This window comes from Streptomyces sp. NBC_01241 (genome assembly GCF_041435435.1).
Classification (GTDB): Bacteria; Actinomycetota; Actinomycetes; order Streptomycetales; family Streptomycetaceae; genus Streptomyces.
This window is the reverse complement of record NZ_CP108494.1, coordinates 4,896,762-4,915,020: the sequence shown is the minus strand read 5'-3', so window position 1 is coordinate 4,915,020 and position 18,259 is coordinate 4,896,762. Positions and strand designations below refer to the sequence as shown.

Here is an 18,259-nt window from a genome sequence, read left to right as displayed (position 1 = left end):
CCTGTCGCATCCAACGGAGCGTACCCGAGCCCGGCGCCGACTCCACCCCGTGACGAATCACGCAAAGGACACAACCCGGCTCCGGAGTCGGCCGACTGCACTGCGTAACTCCGCTGCGTGAGGCTCAGCGGCCCGCTTGTCCCGCGCGGACCCCGCGCGGCTCCCCGCCGCCGTGCGGCGGAAAGCTGCACGGAACCCGTCCGGGATCAGCACAGGTCGGCCGCAAGTACCTCCTCGGCCGTCGCCGCCGTCAGCCACTGGCCCGAGCGCAGCCAGGCGCGCTTGAGGTGCAGATGGACGTCTGCCTCCCAGGTGAAGCCCATCCCGCCGTGCACCTGGAGGCAGTCGCGCGCGTTGCGGACCGCCGCGTCGTCGGCGAGCAGTTTGGCGCCCGCGATCTCGACCCGGTCCGCGGTCACGGCCGCCGCGTAGACGGCGCCGCGGGCCAGTTCGGTGCGGACCAGCATCCCTGCGCACAGGTGTTTGACCGCCTGGAAGGACCCGATCGGCGATCCGAACTGTTCACGTTCACCGGCGTGTTGGACGGCCATCTCGGTCGTACGGGCGGCGCTGCCGAGCTGTTCGGCGGCAGCGAGCAGGGCACCCTCGGCGCGCAGCGCCCCGCCGGGCAGGTGCGCGACGGCGCCGACGCGGCCCGTGACCCGCCACAGGGGTGTGAACGGGTCGAGCGACCGTACGGGCTCGGCTGCCTCCCGTATCCCTACGACATCGCGCAGGATCCCGTCGGCCGGGCCCGGGGCATCCCAGGCCCCGGACCCGGCCCCGGACCCCGACCCCGGCCCGGCCCCGGACCCTGCGTACCCGGCCCCGAGCACGAGCAGCCCGTCCGCGTCGCCCAGGTGCCCCACCGGCCGCCCGGCGTCCAGTGCGGCGATCACCGCCTCGCCCTGTGCCGCCCCCTTCACCGCACCGGCGGCGAGGTGGGTGGCGATCAGCGGTCCGGGCAGCAGCGACCGCCCCACCTCCTCGAAGAGGAGGACCGACTCGGGCAGGCCGAGCCCGACACCGCCCGCCGCCTCCGGCAGCCGCAGCGCGAAGAACCCGGCTTCGCCGAGCTCCCGCCACAGGGCCCGGTCGATGCCCGTACCGCCGTCGAGGGCCGCCCGCATCCGGTCCCTGCCGAAGCGTCCGGCGAGGAGTTCCCGTATCCCCGTCCGCAGCGCCCGCTGGTCGTCCGAGAGCTGGAAGTCCACCGTCCGCTCACCGCCCCTTCGGCAGGCCGAGGATCCGCTCGGCCACGATGTTCCGCTGGATCTGCGAGGTGCCCGCGGCAATGGTGTACGAGAGCGAGGAGAGCCGGTCCAGGACCCATTCCCGGTCCAGATCGGCGCCGTCCGCGCCGAGCACCTCGGCGGCCGCCTCGTACAGCTCCTGGCGGGCCTGCGAGTAGCGCAGCTTGAACACCGAGCCGCCCGTCCCCGGCACTCCCCCACTGCGCTGCGCCTCGCTGACGTTCCACTGGGTGAGCCGCCACAGTGCCCGGAATTCGGCGTTCAGCCCGCCCAGCCGGCGGCGCAGGACCGGGTCGTCCCAGCGGCCGTTCGCCCGTGCCTCGGCGGCCAGGGCGGCCAGGGTGCGGCGGCAGGCGACGACCTCGCCGACGAAGGCCGTACCGCGCTCGAAGGAGAGGGTGACCATGGTGACCCGCCAGCCGTCGTTCTCCGCGCCGACGCGGTGCGTGACCGGTATCCGCACCTCGTCGAGGAACATCTCGGCGAACTCGGTGGACCCGGCGAGGGTGCGCAGCGGGCGGACGGTGACACCGGGAACGTCCATCCTCATCGCGAGCCAGCTGATCCCACGGTGCTTGGGCGCCGCCGGGTCCGTGCGCACCAGCAGTTCGCACCAGTCGGCGACCTCCGCGTGCGAGGTCCAGATCTTCTGCCCGCTCACCACGTAGTCGTCGCCGTCGCGCACCGCCCGGGTCCGCAGCGAGGCGAGGTCCGAACCCGCGTCGGGCTCGCTGAACCCCTGGCACCAGATCTCGTCGCCGCGCAGCACCGGCGGCAGCCAGCGGGCCCGCTGCACGGCGGTGCCCTCGGCCGCGATCGTCGGCCCGGCGTGCAGCAGCCCGACGAAGTTCGCGCCGACGTACGGGGCGCCGGCCTTCTCCGTCTCCTCCAGGAAGATCAGGTGCTGGGTCGGAGTGGCGCCGCGCCCGCCCGCGTCGACGGGCCAGTGCAGGCCCGCGTAGCCCGCGTCGTACAGCATCCGCTGCCAGGCGGTGTCGTACGCGCGGCGGCCCGGCCAGTCGTCGGGTCCGGGCTTCGCGGGCAGTGCGGGGAGCACGGCGGCCAGCCACTCGCGCAGCCGCGCCCGGAACTCCTCTTCTTCCTCCGTGTACGCGAGATCCACTTCTTCCTCCGGGTACCCGAGATCTGCCGCGCGCCTACTTGTCGAGGTCCAGATCGAGCATCCGGATCGCGTTTCCGCGCATCAGTTTGTAGACGGTCTCGTCGTCCAGTCCCTTGACGTGGTCGAGGGCGACCTCCTTGGTGTGCGGGAAGGTCGAGTCGACGTGCGGGTAGTCGGTCTCGAAGGTGGCGTTGTCCCGGCCGACGACGTCGAGCGAGGCGACCCCGTGCTTGTCGCGGAAGAAGCAGCAGAACATCTGCCGGTAGTAGTACGTGGACGGCGGCTCGGGGATCAGGTCGCGCACCCCGCCCCAGGCCCGGTGCTCCTCCCAGACGTCGTCGGCACGCTCCAGGGCGTACGGGATCCAGCCCATCTGGCCCTCGCTGTAGGCGAGTTTCAGCCGGGGGAACTTCACCAGGACTCCACTGAACAGGAAGTCCATCATCGAGGCCATGGCGTTGTTGAAGGAGAGGCTGGCCTGCACGGCGGGCGGGGCGTCCGGTGAGGCGGCGGGCATCTGCGAGCTGGACCCGATGTGCATGTTGACGACCGTGCCGGTCTCCTGGCAGACCGCGAAGAACGGGTCCCAGTAGCCGGTGTGGATGGACGGCAGCCCGAGGTAGGTGGGGATCTCGGAGAAGGTCACCGCCCGCACGCCGCGCGCCGCGTTCCGCTTGATCTCCGCGACCGCCAGGCCGATGTCCCAGAGCGGGATGATGCAGAGCGGAATGAGCCGGCCGCCGCTGTCGCCGCACCATTCCTCCACCATCCAGTCGTTGTAGGCGCGGACGCAGGCGAGCGCGACTTCTTTGTCGTGCGCCTCGGCGAAGGTCTGGCCGCAGAAGCGCGGGAAAGTGGGAAAGCAGAGGCTCGCCTCGACGTGGTTGAGGTCCATGTCCTTGAGCCGCTCGGCCGGGTCCCAGCAGCCGGGCCGCATCTCGGCCCGGGTGATCCCCTCCAGCGTCATGTCGTCGCGGTCGAAGCCGACGGCGGCGATGTTCCGCTTGTACGGGAATTTCAGGTCCTCGTAGATCCACCAGTCGGTGGGCGGCCCGTCCGGGTCCATCGTGATGACGTACTTGCCCCCCGTGTACGCCAGCTCCCCGATGCCCGCGGTGAGCGGCTGCGGGCCGCGCTCGCGGTACTTGGCGGGCAGCCAGGTCGAGAAGAGGTGCGGCGGCTCGATCACATGGTCGTCGACGCTGACGATCCGAGGCAGTTCCGCTGACGTCATGGTGTCCCCTTCGGCGCACACTGAACGTATCTGATGGTTCGTCAGATTCAGTTTCGGCACAGGTTAGCCCCGCACCCCTGGACCGACAAGGCGCAGCGCTCTACGCTCTCGGCACTATCTGACTACCCGTCAGCTGTGAGGGGTTTGCCGTGAACGAGACCGCACACGCGCTGAGCGCATCGGGCACCTTCTGGGAGCTCGTCGAAGGCCGGGCCGCCCTGACCCCGGACCGCCCGTTCCTGATCCAGGACGACCGCACGCTGACCTTCGGCGAGCTGCGCAGCCGCGGCGAGCGGGTCGCGGCCGGGCTGTGGGGGATGGGCGTGCGCCCCGGCGGCGTCGTCGCCTGGCAGCTGCCGACCCGGATCGAGACCGTGCTGCTGTCGTTCGCACTGACCCGGATCGGGGCCGTGCAGTCGCCGGTCATCCCGTTCTACCGGGACCGCGAGGCGGGGTTCGCGCTGCGCGAGTCGAAGGCCGGCTTCTTCGCCGTGCCGGGCACCTGGCGCGGCTTCGACCACACGGCGATGGCGCGGCGGCTGGCAGCGGAGGCCGAGCAGCCGCCGCTGGTCTTCGAGGCGTACGAGTCGCTGCCGGACGGCGACCCGTCCGTGCTGCCGCCGCCGCCCGCCGACGGCACGGCGGTGCGCTGGATCTACTGGACCTCGGGAACGACCTCCGACCCGAAGGGCGTCCTGCACACCGACCGCAGCCTGATCGCGGGTGGTTCGTGCCTGGCCCACGCGCTGCACCTGTCGGCCGACGACGTCGGTTCGGTGGCGTTCCCGTTCGCCCATGTCGGCGGGCCGGACTACGCGGTGATGCTGCTGCTGTACGGGTTTCCCGCGGTCCTGTTCGAGCACTTCGCGATGCCGGACGCGCTGGCGGGCTACCGGCGTCACGGGGTGACGGTCGCGGGCGGGTCCACGGCGTTCTACTCGATGTTCCTGACCGAGCAGCGCAAGGCGCCGGAGCGGAAGCTGATCCCCACCCTGCGGCTGCTGGCGGGTGGCGGTGCGCCGAAGCCGCCGGAGATCTACCACGCGGTGGTGCGGGAGATGGGCGTCCAGCTCACCCACGGCTACGGCATGACCGAGGTCCCCATGATCACCATGGGCGCCCCGGACGACACGGTGGAGCACCTGGCCGGGACGGAGGGCCGGCCGCCCGAGGGCATGGAGATACGGATCACCGACGAGGACGGCAAACCACTGCCGTACGGCACCGACGGCGAGGTACGGCTGCGCGGCGAGGCCGTCTGCTCGGGCTATCTGGACCCGGCGGCGACGGCGGCGGCCTTCGACGCGGACGGGTTCCTGATCACCGGCGATGTCGGCCATGTCGAGGCGAGCGGGCACCTGGTGCTCACCGGCCGGCTGAAGGACATCATCATCCGCAAGGGCGAGAACATCTCGGCCAAGGAGATAGAGGACCTGCTGCACCGGCACCCGGGCGTCGGCGACGCGGCGGTGATCGGGCTCCCGGACCCGGAGCGCGGCGAACGCGTCTGCGCGGTCGTGGAACAGCCGGCGGGGGCGGCCCCGCTGACGTTGCCGGACATCACGGGGTACCTGCGCGCGCAGGGGCTCTCTGTGCACAAGCTGCCGGAACAGCTGGAGGTGGTGGCCGCGCTGCCGCGCAACGAGGCGCTGCGGAAGGTGCTCAAGTACCGGCTGCGCGAACAGTTCTCCTGAGACGCCCCCGGACGGGGCGGTCGCCGGTGCGGTCCGCCGCACGACGACCGTCGGACGGGACCGGCCCTGCTCCGGCTGCCCCGGCCCCGGCTACGCGTCCGGTGCGATCACCGTGAAGTAGTCGGCGAACGCCGCCACCGCCGCGTCCTCGGCGACCTTGCCCTCGTGGTCCGCGTCCAGGCTCCGCGCCGCGAACGCCGCCGTCTGCGGGGTGGCGCCCAGCACCCGGAGCGCCCGTTCCACGGCGGGTACGGAGGCCGCGCCCTCGTTGTCCCGGTCCGCCACGGCGAGCGCGGCGCGCAGGAACGGGCGGGCGATCTCCGCGAAGCGCTCGGGGTTGTCGCGCAGCCGTTTCACGGCTCCGCCCACGAACTCCTCACGGGTGACGCGCTGGTCCCCGTCGACGTCCGCGATGCCCGCCATGCCCTGCCAGAGGGCTTCGGCCCCGGTGTAGAGCGCCTGGCCCTTGTCGCAGCGGGCCGTCGTACCGAATTCGGCGAGCAGACGGGCCGCGGCGGCACTGAAATCCGCGCGATCGATGTATCCGTTGCCGTCCTGGTCGAAGGCGGCGAAGCGGAAGGCGACCTTGCGCTCATACTCTGCGCTGTCCATGCGGGGAGCGTACGCCGCCCCTCAATTGCCGGTCGGTCTTACGCGCACTCACGCCGAGAGCGGTTCGGCCTCGTCGTCGACGGCCGCGTACCGGTCGGGGTAGACGTCGAAGAGCCGGCGCACGCCGAGGGCGGCGAGCACCCGGTTGACGTGGGAGCCCTCTTCCGCGCCGCGGGCCGGGAGGATCAGCCGCAGCCGGCCCCCGCAGGAGCGCATCAGACGGCGGGACGCGATCAGCACGCCGACACCGCTGGAATCGCAGAACAGAACCTCGGAGAGGTCGAGCACCACGTCGTGGCGGCCGGTGGCGACCGCCTCATGGACGGACTGGCGCACGACGGGCGACGACACCAGATCCAGTTCGCCGCATATGCGCAGCACCGTCCAGTCGTCCTGCACGGTCTCGGCCACTTTCAGTGTCACGCGACTGGGCCTCTCGTTCCGGGGATTCCGACGATCCGGAAGTTTCCGTTCCTCCTCGCGGCTGCCCACGCCGCAGAGCCATGAAACACCGCACCGCTCGACAGACGCGGCCGGGTTCGGACCGAAATGATCGATTCGGGTCCGATCCCGTCATCCGTGGAGGGCGCATTCCCTATCATCTCCGGCCTCTTCAGGGATGTACTTGCCGTAAAGGGACGTGCATGGCCGGTGCCGCCGACTACATTCGATGTGACGAGGGGAACAGGGCTGGGGGTCGCATGGCGAGAAACGCACCACCCCGCTGGGACCGCAAGATGCAGCAGCGGCTGGCACGCGGTGAGGCGGCCGCGCTCGGCGAGCTCTACGACCGGTTCGCCGCGCTCGTGCACAGCCAGGCCCACCGGATGCTCGACGACGAGACCGCCGCCGACCTGGTGACCCGCGAGGTCTTCGGTTACGTGTGGGAGAACCCCGACGCGTACGACCCGAAGCAGGGCTCGATGCGATCCTGGGTGGCCCGGCTCACGCACCGCCAGTCCGTGCGTCGGCTGCGCGAGGAGGCGGACAGCCTCCCGGCCGGTACGGCCGGTACGGCCGGTACGGGTGAGCGTTCCGGGGCCGCCTCCCCCGCCGGTCTGGAGGACCGGGTGCGCCGGGCCACCGCCGCCGCCCGCGCCGACTACATCGTCGAGTCCATGCCCGCCCCGCTGCGGGCCGCGCTGGAGCTCGCGTACGTCCAGCGCCGGGACTACCGGCAGACCGCGACCGACCTCGGGGTCACCGAGGACGAGGCCCGCCGCCGGCTGCGGCTCGGGCTCCAGCTGCTCTCCACCGCGCACACCCGCCCGCTGGAGGGGTTCTCGCCACCCGGATACGGACGGTCGCTGTGAGCAGTGACGACGACGACGCGAACGGACGCGAAAGCGCCCGCCCCGAGGACGGCGGACGCGGCGACGAGGTGCGGGGCGCACGGCGCATACCGGGACCGCGGGCCGCCGCGGACGACTTCGACCTCGGCACCGTACCCCTGCCGCCGTCCGTTCCCCCGACCGAGCCTCAACCCCAGTCCTCGCGGCCGACCCCGCGGCCGACGACACCGGAACCGGAATCTGTCGTGGCACCACCGGACCCACCGGGCTCACCCGCCCCCTCGGACCCGCCCGCCGCCCCGGCCCTGGTGCTCCCCCACCGTGTCCTCAAGGCCCTCCTCGGCGCCTGGGCGCTGGCCGCCTGCTCGGCGGAGGAGACCGAGGCCGTCGAGGCGCATCTGACCGAGTGCGCCGCCTGTGCCGACGAGGCCCTCCGGCTGCGCGACGCGGTCGGACTGCTCCAGACCGACCGCAGTCTGGACCTCGATCCGACGCTGCGTTCCCGGGTCATCGACACCTGTCTGAGCCGCCGTCCGGCCAGGATCCCGGTACCGGACTGGGCCGCTCCGTACGAGGCGGAGACCGCGCGGCTCGACGCGCTGCTGCGTGACATAGGCGGCTCGGAGTGGCACGCCCCGTTGCGGCTGAGATGGTTCGACGGCGAGAGGGAAGTCAGCCGCAAGACGACGGTCGCGGGTGTCATCGGTCATCTCATGACCGTCGACGGGCTGGTCGCCGCCGCCCTCGGCCTCGACGTACCGCTCGGCGACGGCACCACGGGCCGGGGCGACGACTGGCCGCTCCCGCCCGCCGCACGCACCGAGAAGTACTGGTCCGCGGCCCGCCGGCCGCCCACCCGCGCGATCCACGAACCGTGGCGCGGGCAGAGCCACACCCTCATCCGTACGGTGTCCTTCGCCGGCCGCGGCGTCGCCGAACTTTCCGTCTCGTACGGCGACTTCGCCCTTCCGATGCACGACGCGCTGCTGGACCGGGCCTTCGAATGCTGGGTGCACGGCGGTGACATCGCACATGCGGTGGACTATCCGTACGAGACGCCGTCCGCCGCCCATCTCCACCGGATGGTCGACCTGGCGGCCCGGCTCGTCCCGGCCGCCCTCGCCGATCGCCGCAGGTCGGGGCTGTCCGGCCCGGCCCGCCATCTGGTGACGGCGGGTTCACCGGGCCGTTCGCTGCATCTGGAGATCGAGGGCACGGGCGGCGGCGACTGGTACATCCCGCTGGACTCCCCCGCCGCGGTCGGCTCGGCCGCCCACGCGGTGGCGCAGATCGCGCTGGACGGCGTCGAGTTCTGCCAACTGGTGGCCGGACATGTGCCTCCGGTGGAGGCTGCGGCCGGTCAGGAGGGCGACCGCGAGGCGATCCGCGACGTACTGTTCGCGGCGGCGTCCCTGAGCAGGCTGTAGGAGCTCTGCCATCCGGCTTCCCCGGTGCCGCTCCCGGCCGGCCCGGCCCCGCAACCGCGCTACGCGAAGATCACCGTACGGCGGCCGTTGAGCAGAATGCGGCGTTCCGCGTGCCACTTCACCGCGCGCGCCAGTGCCTGGCACTCCACGTCGCGGCCGATGGCGACCAGCTGGTCCGGGGTGACGCCGTGGCCCACCCGCTCGACCTCCTGCTCGATGATCGGTCCCTCGTCGAGGTCGGCCGTCACATAGTGCGCCGTCGCACCGATCAGCTTCACTCCGCGGGCGTGCGCCTGGTGGTACGGCTTCGCGCCCTTGAAGCTCGGCAGGAAGGAGTGGTGGATGTTGATGATCCGGCCGCTCAGCTGCTTGCACAGATCGTCGGAGAGGACCTGCATGTAGCGGGCGAGGACGACCAGCTCGACGTTCTCCTCGCGGACCAGCTCCAGCAGCTCCGCCTCCGCGGCGGCCTTGGTCTCCCTGGTCACCGGGATATGCCGGAAGGGGACGTCGTAGGAGGCGACGAGCTCGGCGAAGTCCGTGTGGTTGGAGACGACGGCGGCGATCTCGATCGGCAGCGCCCCGATCCGCGAACGGAACAGCAGGTCGTTGAGGCAGTGGCCGAACTTGCTGACCATCAGCACGACCCGCATCCGCTCCGAGGAACGGTGGATCTGCCAGTCCATCCGGAAGGAGTCGCCGACCGCGGCGAAGCTGGCCCGCAGCTTCTCCACCGTCACCGGGCTGTCCGCCGAGAAATGGACCCGCATGAAGAACAGACCCGTGTCGTGGTCGCCGAACTGCTGACTGTCCTCGATGTTGCAGCCGGTCATGAAGAGATAGCTCGACACGGCGTGCACGATCCCCTGTTTGTCCGGGCAGGAGAGAGTGAGGACGTACTGCTCCGGTGCGGTTTCAGCAGGCTGCGGCGCGATCATCCCCGTAGCGTGCCATATCGGGCCGGTATCAGGCCGACCTGGTCAGGATGCGGAGCACGTCCAGGGAGCGCGGCGGGGTGTCCGGGTCCTCGCCGTCGTTGGTGGCGAGCAGCACATGGGCCTCACGGGCGGCCCGTACGGCCTCCGGCCAGCCATGGTGCTCCAGATACGCCGAGACGGGGGCGTCCGCGCCGACCTGGTGCATGATGCGCAGCACCCGGAGCACGGCGACGTCGACGAGGGCGGACTCGTTGGCGTCGCGGAAGATCGTCCCGATGTACTTCTCGGCGGACCAGTTGTCCAGCCAGGTGTCCTCGACCAGGCGGTACACGGCGTCGGTGACGTCGCCGTACCCTTCCCGGCCGGCCAGCCAGCACTCGTGATGGAAGACGGGGTCGGAGAGCATGTGCAGCGCCGAGCGCACGTTGCTGCGCCAGCGCCACCAGGGCATGTCATTCAGCGGCATGCCGCCCATGGTGGAGGAGCGACGGCCGCGACGGGAAGTGTTCTCCGAACCTTGCTGCACGATTGTCGATCGTACGTTCCCTTTCCGGCTCCCCGCGCAGGCCCCCGCAATTCACCCGGATGTCACCGAGCGTTGCACCGAGCACACTGCGGCGTTACCCCGCGGGCGGAAATGTTCATTCCCATGACCGGACGGCACCGCCCCACCTCACACCGCCCCTACAAGTTCCTCACGAGTACGGCGGCGGCCGGGGCCTTGTTCGTCACCGGCTGCGGTGTACTCCCTGGGGCCTCGGGGAACTCCAGGGAGCCCCTCACCGTGGTGACGTGGGCCCCCAGTGGCGCGGCAACACCGGACACGGTCAACACGGTGAACATGTCGGGCATGACCGCCATGGCGCGTGCGTACGCCCGCTGGGTCAACAACAACGGCGGGCTCGACGGTCACCGGCTGCGCGTCGTGACCTGTGACGAGTCGGACACCTCGACCGGCGCGGGGAACTGCGCCCGGCTGGCCGTCCGGGAGAAGGCGGTGGCGGTCGTCGGCTCGTACAGCCGGCACGGGTCGTCGTTCCTGCCACCGCTGGAGACCGCCGGAATCCCCTACATCGGCGGATACGGGGCCTCCGAGGAGGAATTCAGCAGCTACACCTCCTACCCCGTCAACGGCGGCCAGGCGGCACTCCTCGCGGGCAACGCCCGGCAGCTCGCCCGCAGTTGCGAGCGGGTGTCCGTGGTGCGGCCCGACACCCTGGGCGGCGACGGCCAGGCCTGGCTCCTGCGCACCGGTCTCACCGACGCCGGCCGGCCCGAGCCCGTCGACATCCGGGCGGATGAGGCGGCGACCTCGTACGACGCCGCCGCCGGGCAGGCGCTCCAGGCCGCGGGGGCGGACGGCGGCTGTGTGACGGCCGTGCTCGGGGACCGCACGGAGACGTTCTTCGACTCCTTCCGGCGGCTCGAACCGTCGTACGGGAACGTACGGATCTCGTCCGTCCTCGGCAGCGTCGCGCAGCCGCTGATCGACAGCACCGGCGGCCGGAACAGCCCGTTCGAGGGGGCGTACGTCACCGGCTGGTACCCGAACTCGGGCGACGCCCGCTGGGACCGGATGCGGGAGGTGATCCGTGAGCACGCCTTCGGCGACAACCGGATCGACCCGGCCGACACGGGCGTCCAGACCACATGGATCGCGTACACCGCGCTGAGCGAGATCGTGAAGGCGATCGACGCCCCGCGGATCACCGCCTGGAAACTCACCTCCGCGCTCAACCACGGCACCCCGGTCGACACCGGCGGCCTCACCCCGAAGCTGCGCTGGCGCTACAAGGACATGCTCGGCTCGTCCGCGTACCCGCGCGTCGTGAACACCAAGGTGACGTTCCAGACGGTACGGGACGGGCGGCTCGTCGCGGACAAGAAGGGCTTCGTGGATGTCGCGAGGACGCTGTCGGACGCGAGCGTGAAGGGGTGAGGTGCCGGGGGCCGCGCCCCCGGCACCTCACCTCCCGGGGGCGCGGTCCTCAGAGCTCGGTCGCCGCCCGGCGGGTCAGCCCGTACTTCGACGCGATCGAGTTCCACAGCCCCGACGCCTCGCGCTTCGCCGTGCTCGCCTCACCGCTCTTCACGGTGGCCTGCTGGAACTCGGAGGAGTTGGTCCGGGCCTTGCCGTGCTTGCAGAACTTCTTGCCGTTCTTGGCCTGGCCGGCCCACGCGGCGTAGTGCTCGTCGGCGGAGGCGGACGCCTGCCAGGCCTTGGTGAGGGAGGCGGTGAGCCGTTCGTGGTCCGGCAGCTTGTCGACGCTCAGCCCCTGGAGCCGGGTCACCAGGTCACGGCGCTGCTGGGCGGCGCCCTTCAGATCGGTCACGGCCTGGTCCAGGTCCGTGCAGTTCTTGGTCTTCTCGACGGCCCCGATGACCGCGGCGCGGCTGTTGTTGCTGTCCGCCAGGAGCTTGTCGAGCGCTTCGGCCTGCGGCTTCGCCGGGTCGCCCGCCGCCTGCGTGGAGGGCTGACCGTCGGGTGAACTCGCTGCCGCCACCGGCTGCTTGTTGTCCTTGCCCTTGTCGTCGCCGCCGCTCATCAGCGCACCCGCGCCGAGGCCGACGACCGCGCAGCCGGCGACGACCGCCGCGATGAGCGTGACGTGCGCCGGTCTCTTGCGCTGCCCGGCCCGTCCCTGCGGCCCGTCGTCCACGGGCTGGTACTGCGGCTGCGGGGCCTGTGACGCGTGGGGCGCCCGCGGGGGCTGGTAGCCCCCTTGGTGCTGCTGTCCGGGATCGAACTGGGGCATCTGCTGGGTGGCGCCCGCGGGCTCCTCGTTGCGGAAGAGGTTGTCGAACTCGGAGGGCGGCTGCCGGTCGCCGGGGGCTCCGGGCCTGATGCCGTACGGGGTGGCTCCGGGGACGGGCGGGATGTACTGGGTCGCGTCGGCGTCGCCCCCGTGCACGGGCGGCTGCTGCTGGTACGCCTGGGTCTGCGGCTGCGGGGCTCCGTGGGCGAGGAACTGGGTCGCCTCGGCGGGACTCTCCGGCGGCAGCCCGCCCGGCGCGGGTCCGGGGGGCACCGGCGCGATGTACTGCGTGGCGTCCGCGTCCCCGCCCATGCCCATTCCGGGCACGGCCTCGGGCGGCAACGGCTGCGCGTACGGCTGCTGGGGCTGCTGGGGCTGGTGGTGTTGCTGGGGCTGGTGGGGGGGCAGCGGCTGGGCGGCCTGGGGCTGGCCGTACGCCTGCGCCGGCTGTCCGTACGCCTGCGCCGGCTGCCCGTACTGATCGACGCCCTGCCCGTACGGCCCCTGCGGCTGCGACGAGGCGTCCTGGTGCGCCGCCTGCGGCCCCCACGGCTGCCCCCATGGCTGGCCGCCCGCCGGGGCGGCCTGATCCGCGGGCCCCCCTGGTATCCAGGGCTCACCGCCACCCGCGGGCAGCACGACACCTTCGTGCGCGGGCCGTACAGCAGGGAGCTGCTGCTCGTCACCCTGTCCGCTCTGCGTCACCGGGACTCCTACGTGTATACCTACTGAATCGTCGGCTCACGCTATCGGGTGGCTGCCGCCGTTCGCCAAGCGCGTGTCGTCACTCACGACCCCTTCACACGAGCTGTAACACCCAGCGCCCTCACGACGCAGTTAAGGGGGCACCCGGGCGTGATCCCCCGGTCCGGCCTCCCCGTCACGCCGCCTGGAGCTCCAGCCGCGCCCCGAACTCCCGCACCGCCGCCTCGTCCCCGTAAGGCACCAGCCGCTGCTGCAGATCGTCCAGATACTCCGCGCCCCGGGTGGAGCGCACCGACCCCAGCAGCTCCATCGCCCGGGTGCCCGTGTGGCAGGCCTGCTCCACCTCGCGCAGCTGGACCTGAGCCGTGGCGAGGAGCACCAGGCCGATGCCTCGGCGGCGGGTCCGGGACTCCGGGTGGCCGTCCAGGGACTCCTTCGCCCGGCGTGCGGCCGCCTCCGCCTGACCGAGGTCGCGGTGGCAGTGCGCCAGCTCGTCGGCGAGGTAGGCGTGGTCGAAGTGGGCGATCCAGTCGGGGTCGTCCCCGGTGTCCGGTTCGGCGCGCTCCATGGCCGTCAGCGCCCGGCCCGTCACCGCCTGGCAGATGCGGGCGTCGCCGAGCAGGGCGTGTCCGCGCGCCTCCGCCGCGTAGAACATCGCCTCCGCCCTCGGGGTGACCCGCCCGCGCGCGCCCTCCTGCGCGGCCCGCGCCAGCTGAGCGATCTCGCGCGGATTGCCGAGCTGCGCGGCGAGATGGCTCATCGACGCGGCCAGGACGTAACCGCCGTACGCCCGGTCGCCCGCCGCCTGCGCCAGGCGCAGTGCCTGGATGTAGTAGCGCTGCGCGAGACCCGGCTGGCCCGTGTCGACGGCCATGTACCCGCCGAGTTCGGTGAGCCGGGCGACCGCCGCGAACAGCTGCCGGCCGATCGATTCGCGGTACGCCCCCGAGAGCAGCCCTGAGACCACGCTGTTCAGGTAGTGCACCAGGACCGGCCGCACGTGTCCGCTGCCGAACCGGTGGTCGAGGTCGACGAGCGCGGCCGTCATCGCCCGTACCGCCGCGACGTCCGACATCCCGACGCGGGCTCCGGCGGACCGCGCCACCTGCGGGTCGGCACCGGTGATCAGCCAGTCCCGGCTGGGTTCGACCAGCGCCGAGGAGGCGACCGTCGAACCGGACAGGAAGTCGCGGCGGCCGACGTCGCTGCGCCACAGCTCACAGACCTGCTCGATCGCGCCGATCACGGTCGGGGCGAACTGCAGGCCGACGCCGGACGCCAGATTCTTGCCGTCGGCCATGCCGATCTCGTCGATCGTGACCGTACGGCCGAGCTTGCGGCCGAGCGCCTCGGCGATGATTCCCGATGCCCTGCCGCGCGGTTGCTGTCCACGCAGCCAGCGGGCCACGGAGGTCTTGTCGTACCGCAGATCGAGCCCGCGTTCCGCGCCGACCATGTTGACGCGGCGGGCGAGGCCGGCGTTGGAGCATCCGGCTTCCTGAATGAGCGCCTGGAGCCGTTCGTTCGGCTGGCGGGCGACGAGAGGCCTGGCTGCCATGTTTCCCCCTGAGGCCGCAGTGATCGATGAGCGGATCACTGCCCGGCAATTGCACGGAAAATGCGCACATTCATCGTGATCGTCAGGTCCGTCGTGTTCCTTGTCATTCGTGTCGGCATACGTTCGGCATACGTGCGTCATACGTGTCGGCATATGACAGAGGCCGACCGTTCCGAAGGTGCCCGTAAGGGGCTACCCGCCCGGCCGGGCACCGCCTCACGCGCGCCCCCGTCCATGCATCCGTGCGCCCCGTATGCCGGATCGGTACGCCGTCACCGCGCTCGCCACGCCCGTAACCCCGGGTGGTGGCGGTAGTTGTGTTGTGCGTGGAAGAGCCCATCGGAGCCGAAGAGCCCATCGTGATCACTGAAACCGCGCAGGTTCCCCGCCAGCGGGGCGAGCAACTGCTCGACGCCGCCGCGCGGTACGCGGAGGAACGGCACTGGGACGTGTGCCCCGGCACCTGGCTGGAGGCCGCGGAGGGGGCCGAGCGGTGCTCCTGCGACGACGCGGACTGCGCCTCCCCCGGCGCCCATCCCGCCGGACCCGACTGGGCGGGGCAGGCGACCGGCAGCGGCGCCGCGGCCCGCCGGATGTGGTCCAGGCACCCGAGGGCGTCGATCCTGCTGCCCACCGGCCGCGCATTCGACGCGATCGAGGTACCGGAGTCCGCCGGGTTCCTGGCGCTGGCCCGGATGGAGCGGATGAGACTGCCGCTCGGGCCCGTCACCCGCACCCCCGACCGGCGGATGTACTTCTTCGTCCTGCCGGGCGCGGCGGCCAAGGTGGACGATCTCGTACGGAAGTTGGGCTGGCGGGCCGCCTCGGTCGGCCTCGTCGGCCGCGGTGAAGGCCACTACGTGATGGGGCCGCCGACCCGGGTCGGCGGGCTCGGGGCGGTGCAGTGGGCCCGGCGGCCCACCCACGCCAACCGGTGGCTGCCGGACGCGGAGGAGCTCATCAGCCCGCTCGCCTACGCCTGCGCGCGGGAATCGGCCGATGCCCGGGAGCGCCTTTCGTAGAGCGCCCTTTCGTAGGGTGGTCCCGATACACGGGGACACCGAAAGGCAGCACACATCATGCAGGACCGGACAGAGACGGACAGAACGGCACAGATCGGGACCGCGGAAGAGGCGGGCGACGCGCGGACGGCGCCGCCCGCCGTTCGCGTACAGGGGCTGTGGAAGCGGTTCGGGGAGCAGACCGCGGTCGCCGGGATCGATCTGGAGCTGCCCGCGGGCAAGTTCATCGGTCTGGTGGGACCCAACGGCGCGGGCAAGACCACCACGCTGTCGATGGTCACCGGACTGCTCCGCCCCGACCAGGGGCTGATCGAGGTCGGCGGCCATGATGTGTGGCGCGATCCGGTCGAGGTGAAATCCAGGATCGGTGTGCTCCCGGAGGGGCTGCGGCTCTTCGAACGCCTCTCGGGACGCGAACTCCTCGCGTACACCGGCAGATTGCGCGGACTGCCGGGCGCCGAGGTCGACAAACGCGCCACCCAGCTCCTCGATGTGCTCGACCTGGCGGGCGCCCAGCACAAGCTGGTCGTCGACTACTCGACCGGCATGCGGAAGAAGATCGGGCTCGCGGCAGCACTGCTGCACAACCCCGAAGTGCTCTTCCTGGACGAGCCGTTCGAGGGCGTCGACCCGGTGTCGGCGCAGACCATCCGCGAGGTTCTCGAGCGGTACACCCGCTCCGGGGCGACCGTCGTCTTCTCCAGCCACGTGATGGAGCTGGTGGAGTCCCTCTGCGACTGGGTGGCCGTCATGGCAGCCGGCACGATCCGGGCCCAGGGCACCCTGGAGCAGGTACGCGGTGAGGCGTCCTCGCTGCAGAACGCCTTCCTCGAACTCGTCGGCGCGGGCTCCCGGACCACCGGCGAATCCCTGGACTGGCTGGGCGGCAACCGATGAGCGTGCTCGACACCCCCGTGGGCGCCGCCCCCGGCCGGGACACCACGCGCGGCGGCGGCGAGGGACTCGTCCCCGTCTTCGTACGGCTCAAGCTGACCCTGCTGCGCAACGGGCTGCGGCAGTCGACGGGCCGCCGGGCCGCTTACATCACCTCCGTCGTCTTCGCCCTGCTGATCGCGGCGGGCCAGCTGATCGGACTGATCGCGCTGCGCGGGCACGCCCACGCCGGTTCCCTCGTCGTCCTGCTGACCGGGGTGCTGGCGGTCGGCTGGACCGTGATGCCGCTGTTCTTCCCCAGCGGTGACGAGACCCTCGACCCGAGCCGTCTGGTGATGCTGCCGTTGCGGCCGCGCCCGCTGATCACGGCGCTGCTGGTGGCGTCGCTCGTCGGGATCGGTCCGCTGTTCACGCTCTGCCTGGCGGCCGGTTCGGTGTTCGCGGTGGCGCACGGCACGGCGGGTGCGGCGTTCGCCGTGGTGGCCGCGCCGCTCACACTTCTGCTGTGCGTGGCGCTGACACGGGCCGTGGCCACGGCCAACACCCGGCTGCTGACCTCACGCAAGGGCCGCGATCTCGCGGTGCTCAGCGGGCTCGTGATCGCGGTGGGCTTCCAGGTCGTCAACTTCGGTGCACAGCGGCTCGGCCGGGCGGGCGGCCTCGCCGCGCTCGATCCGGTCGGGGACGTGCTGCGCTGGCTGCCGCCCGCCTCGGCGATCGGGTCCGTGGACGCGGCGTCGCAGGGCTCGTACGGGCAGGCGGCCGTACAGCTGCTGCTGTCCGTGGCGGCGCTGTTCGCGCTGTTGTGGCTGTGGCAGCGGAGTCTGGTGAAGCTGATGACGGCCCCGGACGGGTCGACCCTCGCCGCCGCCGGGCCGGCCCGCGAGAAATCCGGCAGGAGCGGCTCCGGGCTCGCCGCGCTGCTGCCCGCGGGGCGTACGGGTCCGGTGCTGGAGCGCAGCCTGCGGTACATCGCACGCGACCCGAAGACCAAGGCCTCCTGGGTCACGGCGCTGGCGATCGGGCTGATCCTGCCGATGGTCAACGCGTTGCAGGGCACCGGTTCGCTCTACTTCGCCTGCTTCGCCGCCGGGATGCTCGGCATGCAGATGTACAACCAGTTCGGGCAGGACACGTCCGCGTTCTGGATGGTGACGCTGACGATCTCCTCCACCCGGGACGCGTACCTCGAACTGCGTGCGCGGGCGCTGGCGTTGCTGCTGATCACGCTGCCGTACACGGTCCTGGTGACGGTGGCGACGGCGGCGGTGCTCGGCGACTGGGGCGCGCTGCCGGGGGTCATGGGCCTCTCACTCGCGCTGCTGGGCGCGATGCTGGCGACGGGGGCGGTGGCGTCGGCGGCCTTCCCGTACTCGATCCCGCAGGACGGGGCGTTCAAGAACGTGGCACCGGGGCAGGCCGGGCTCGCCTGGATCTCGATCTTCGGTGGCATGGTCTCGGCGGCGGTGCTCTGCGCTCCGGTGATCGCGGTGACGATCTGGCTGCGTGTCGCCGGTATGGATCAGTGGCTGTGGCTGCTGCTGCCCGCGGGGGCCGGGTACGGGGCGCTGATCACCTGGGCGGGGCTACGGCTCGCCGCTCCCCGCACGGCGAACCGGCTCCCGGAGATCCTGGCGGCGGTCAGCAAGGGCTGAGAGGAGCGGGGGGATTCGTGCCCCTCTTACGGGATACGGGCGCGCGGCCGCTTACGGGGATACGCCGGCGCGGCCGCTTCCGCGAATACCGGTTAC

Annotated in this window: 16 protein-coding genes; 7 read left to right on the top strand and 9 right to left on the bottom strand. The window is 71.7% G+C overall.

The window, feature by feature from the left end; translation table 11 throughout:
* Positions 1-206: 206 nt before the first annotated feature.
* From OG306_RS21955 to OG306_RS21945, 3 genes are read right to left on the bottom strand one after another with little or no spacing between them, the layout of a single operon-like run.
* On the bottom strand, positions 207-1,214 hold the full coding sequence (locus OG306_RS21955) for an acyl-CoA dehydrogenase family protein (RefSeq protein ID WP_266747789.1): 1,008 nt from the start codon (positions 1,212-1,214) through the stop codon (positions 207-209).
* Between the two features lie 7 nt (positions 1,215-1,221).
* Positions 1,222-2,376: an acyl-CoA dehydrogenase gene (locus OG306_RS21950; protein ID WP_266747788.1), complete on the bottom strand. Its 1,155-nt coding sequence runs from the start codon at positions 2,374-2,376 to the stop codon at positions 1,222-1,224.
* Positions 2,377-2,410: 34 nt separating this feature from the next.
* Complete coding sequence (locus OG306_RS21945; RefSeq protein ID WP_266747787.1) at positions 2,411-3,610, bottom strand: amidohydrolase family protein; 1,200 nt, start codon at positions 3,608-3,610, stop codon at positions 2,411-2,413.
* 149 nt (positions 3,611-3,759) lie between these two features.
* On the opposite strand from OG306_RS21945, the gene OG306_RS21940 reads away from it, so the two are divergent.
* Positions 3,760-5,304, top strand: a complete 1,545-nt coding sequence (locus OG306_RS21940; protein WP_266747786.1) for a class I adenylate-forming enzyme family protein — start codon at positions 3,760-3,762, stop codon at positions 5,302-5,304.
* 90 nt (positions 5,305-5,394) lie between these two features.
* On the opposite strand, the gene OG306_RS21935 is transcribed toward OG306_RS21940, so the two are convergent.
* Both OG306_RS21935 and OG306_RS21930 read right to left on the bottom strand, forming a co-directional pair.
* Positions 5,395-5,916 carry an EF-hand domain-containing protein gene (locus OG306_RS21935; protein ID WP_266747785.1) on the bottom strand — a complete coding sequence of 174 codons (522 nt, stop codon included), beginning with the start codon at positions 5,914-5,916 and terminating at the stop codon, positions 5,395-5,397.
* Positions 5,917-5,964: 48 nt separating this feature from the next.
* A complete protein-coding gene (locus tag OG306_RS21930) occupies positions 5,965-6,339 on the bottom strand; it encodes an STAS domain-containing protein (RefSeq protein ID WP_266747784.1) in 375 nt (124 codons plus the stop codon).
* A gap of 278 nt (positions 6,340-6,617) precedes the next feature.
* Between OG306_RS21930 and OG306_RS21925 the strand changes: the two genes are divergently transcribed.
* Both OG306_RS21925 and OG306_RS21920 read left to right on the top strand, forming a co-directional pair.
* The gene (locus OG306_RS21925; RefSeq protein WP_266747783.1) at positions 6,618-7,229 is read left to right on the top strand and encodes an RNA polymerase sigma factor; all 612 of its coding nucleotides are present in this window, start codon (positions 6,618-6,620) and stop codon (positions 7,227-7,229) included.
* The gene (locus OG306_RS21920) at positions 7,226-8,635 is read left to right on the top strand and encodes a zf-HC2 domain-containing protein (protein ID WP_266747782.1); all 1,410 of its coding nucleotides are present in this window, start codon (positions 7,226-7,228) and stop codon (positions 8,633-8,635) included. Before OG306_RS21925 ends, OG306_RS21920 begins: the two co-directional genes overlap by 4 nt.
* Positions 8,636-8,694: 59 nt before the next feature.
* Here the strand turns inward: OG306_RS21920 and purU are convergent, their stop codons facing one another.
* Positions 8,695-9,573 carry a formyltetrahydrofolate deformylase gene (gene purU / locus OG306_RS21915; protein ID WP_266747781.1) on the bottom strand — a complete coding sequence of 293 codons (879 nt, stop codon included), beginning with the start codon at positions 9,571-9,573 and terminating at the stop codon, positions 8,695-8,697.
* A gap of 28 nt (positions 9,574-9,601) precedes the next feature.
* On the bottom strand, positions 9,602-10,048 hold the full coding sequence (locus OG306_RS21910; RefSeq protein WP_266752345.1) for an SCO4402 family protein: 447 nt from the start codon (positions 10,046-10,048) through the stop codon (positions 9,602-9,604).
* Positions 10,049-10,222: 174 nt separating this feature from the next.
* On the opposite strand from OG306_RS21910, the gene OG306_RS21905 reads away from it, so the two are divergent.
* On the top strand, positions 10,223-11,512 hold the full coding sequence (locus OG306_RS21905) for an ABC transporter substrate-binding protein (RefSeq protein WP_266905824.1): 1,290 nt from the start codon (positions 10,223-10,225) through the stop codon (positions 11,510-11,512).
* A gap of 49 nt (positions 11,513-11,561) precedes the next feature.
* On the opposite strand, the gene OG306_RS21900 is transcribed toward OG306_RS21905, so the two are convergent.
* Positions 11,562-13,034, bottom strand: a complete 1,473-nt coding sequence (locus OG306_RS21900; protein WP_327258911.1) for a hypothetical protein — start codon at positions 13,032-13,034, stop codon at positions 11,562-11,564.
* Between the two features lie 175 nt (positions 13,035-13,209).
* On the bottom strand, positions 13,210-14,592 hold the full coding sequence (locus tag OG306_RS21895; protein ID WP_266747778.1) for a transcriptional regulator: 1,383 nt from the start codon (positions 14,590-14,592) through the stop codon (positions 13,210-13,212).
* 356 nt (positions 14,593-14,948) lie between these two features.
* On the opposite strand from OG306_RS21895, the gene OG306_RS21890 reads away from it, so the two are divergent.
* The 3 genes from OG306_RS21890 to OG306_RS21880 are packed head-to-tail and all read left to right on the top strand — an operon-like array spanning position 14,949 to position 18,163.
* Positions 14,949-15,614: a bifunctional DNA primase/polymerase gene (locus OG306_RS21890; RefSeq protein ID WP_266907645.1), complete on the top strand. Its 666-nt coding sequence runs from the start codon at positions 14,949-14,951 to the stop codon at positions 15,612-15,614.
* A gap of 57 nt (positions 15,615-15,671) precedes the next feature.
* Positions 15,672-16,511 carry an ABC transporter ATP-binding protein gene (locus OG306_RS21885; protein WP_266905830.1) on the top strand — a complete coding sequence of 280 codons (840 nt, stop codon included), beginning with the start codon at positions 15,672-15,674 and terminating at the stop codon, positions 16,509-16,511.
* The gene (locus OG306_RS21880; protein ID WP_266905832.1) at positions 16,508-18,163 is read left to right on the top strand and encodes a transporter; all 1,656 of its coding nucleotides are present in this window, start codon (positions 16,508-16,510) and stop codon (positions 18,161-18,163) included. Before OG306_RS21885 ends, OG306_RS21880 begins: the two co-directional genes overlap by 4 nt.
* The last annotated feature ends 96 nt before the right edge of the window (positions 18,164-18,259 follow it).

Bases quoted from the DNA above. Each gene is read 5' to 3' on its own strand.
- OG306_RS21945 (WP_266747787.1), bottom strand. From the start codon at position 3,610: ATGACGTCAGCGGAACTGCCTCGGATCGTCAGCGTCGACGACCATGTG.
- OG306_RS21885 (WP_266905830.1), top strand. From the start codon at position 15,672: ATGCAGGACCGGACAGAGACGGACAGAACGGCACAGATCGGGACCGCG.
- OG306_RS21925 (WP_266747783.1), top strand. From the start codon at position 6,618: ATGGCGAGAAACGCACCACCCCGCTGGGACCGCAAGATGCAGCAGCGG.
- OG306_RS21880 (WP_266905832.1), top strand. From the start codon at position 16,508: ATGAGCGTGCTCGACACCCCCGTGGGCGCCGCCCCCGGCCGGGACACC.
- OG306_RS21905 (WP_266905824.1), top strand. From the start codon at position 10,223: ATGACCGGACGGCACCGCCCCACCTCACACCGCCCCTACAAGTTCCTC.
- purU (WP_266747781.1), bottom strand. From the start codon at position 9,573: ATGATCGCGCCGCAGCCTGCTGAAACCGCACCGGAGCAGTACGTCCTC.
- OG306_RS21935 (WP_266747785.1), bottom strand. From the start codon at position 5,916: ATGGACAGCGCAGAGTATGAGCGCAAGGTCGCCTTCCGCTTCGCCGCC.
- OG306_RS21895 (WP_266747778.1), bottom strand. From the start codon at position 14,592: ATGGCAGCCAGGCCTCTCGTCGCCCGCCAGCCGAACGAACGGCTCCAG.
- OG306_RS21910 (WP_266752345.1), bottom strand. From the start codon at position 10,048: ATGGGCGGCATGCCGCTGAATGACATGCCCTGGTGGCGCTGGCGCAGC.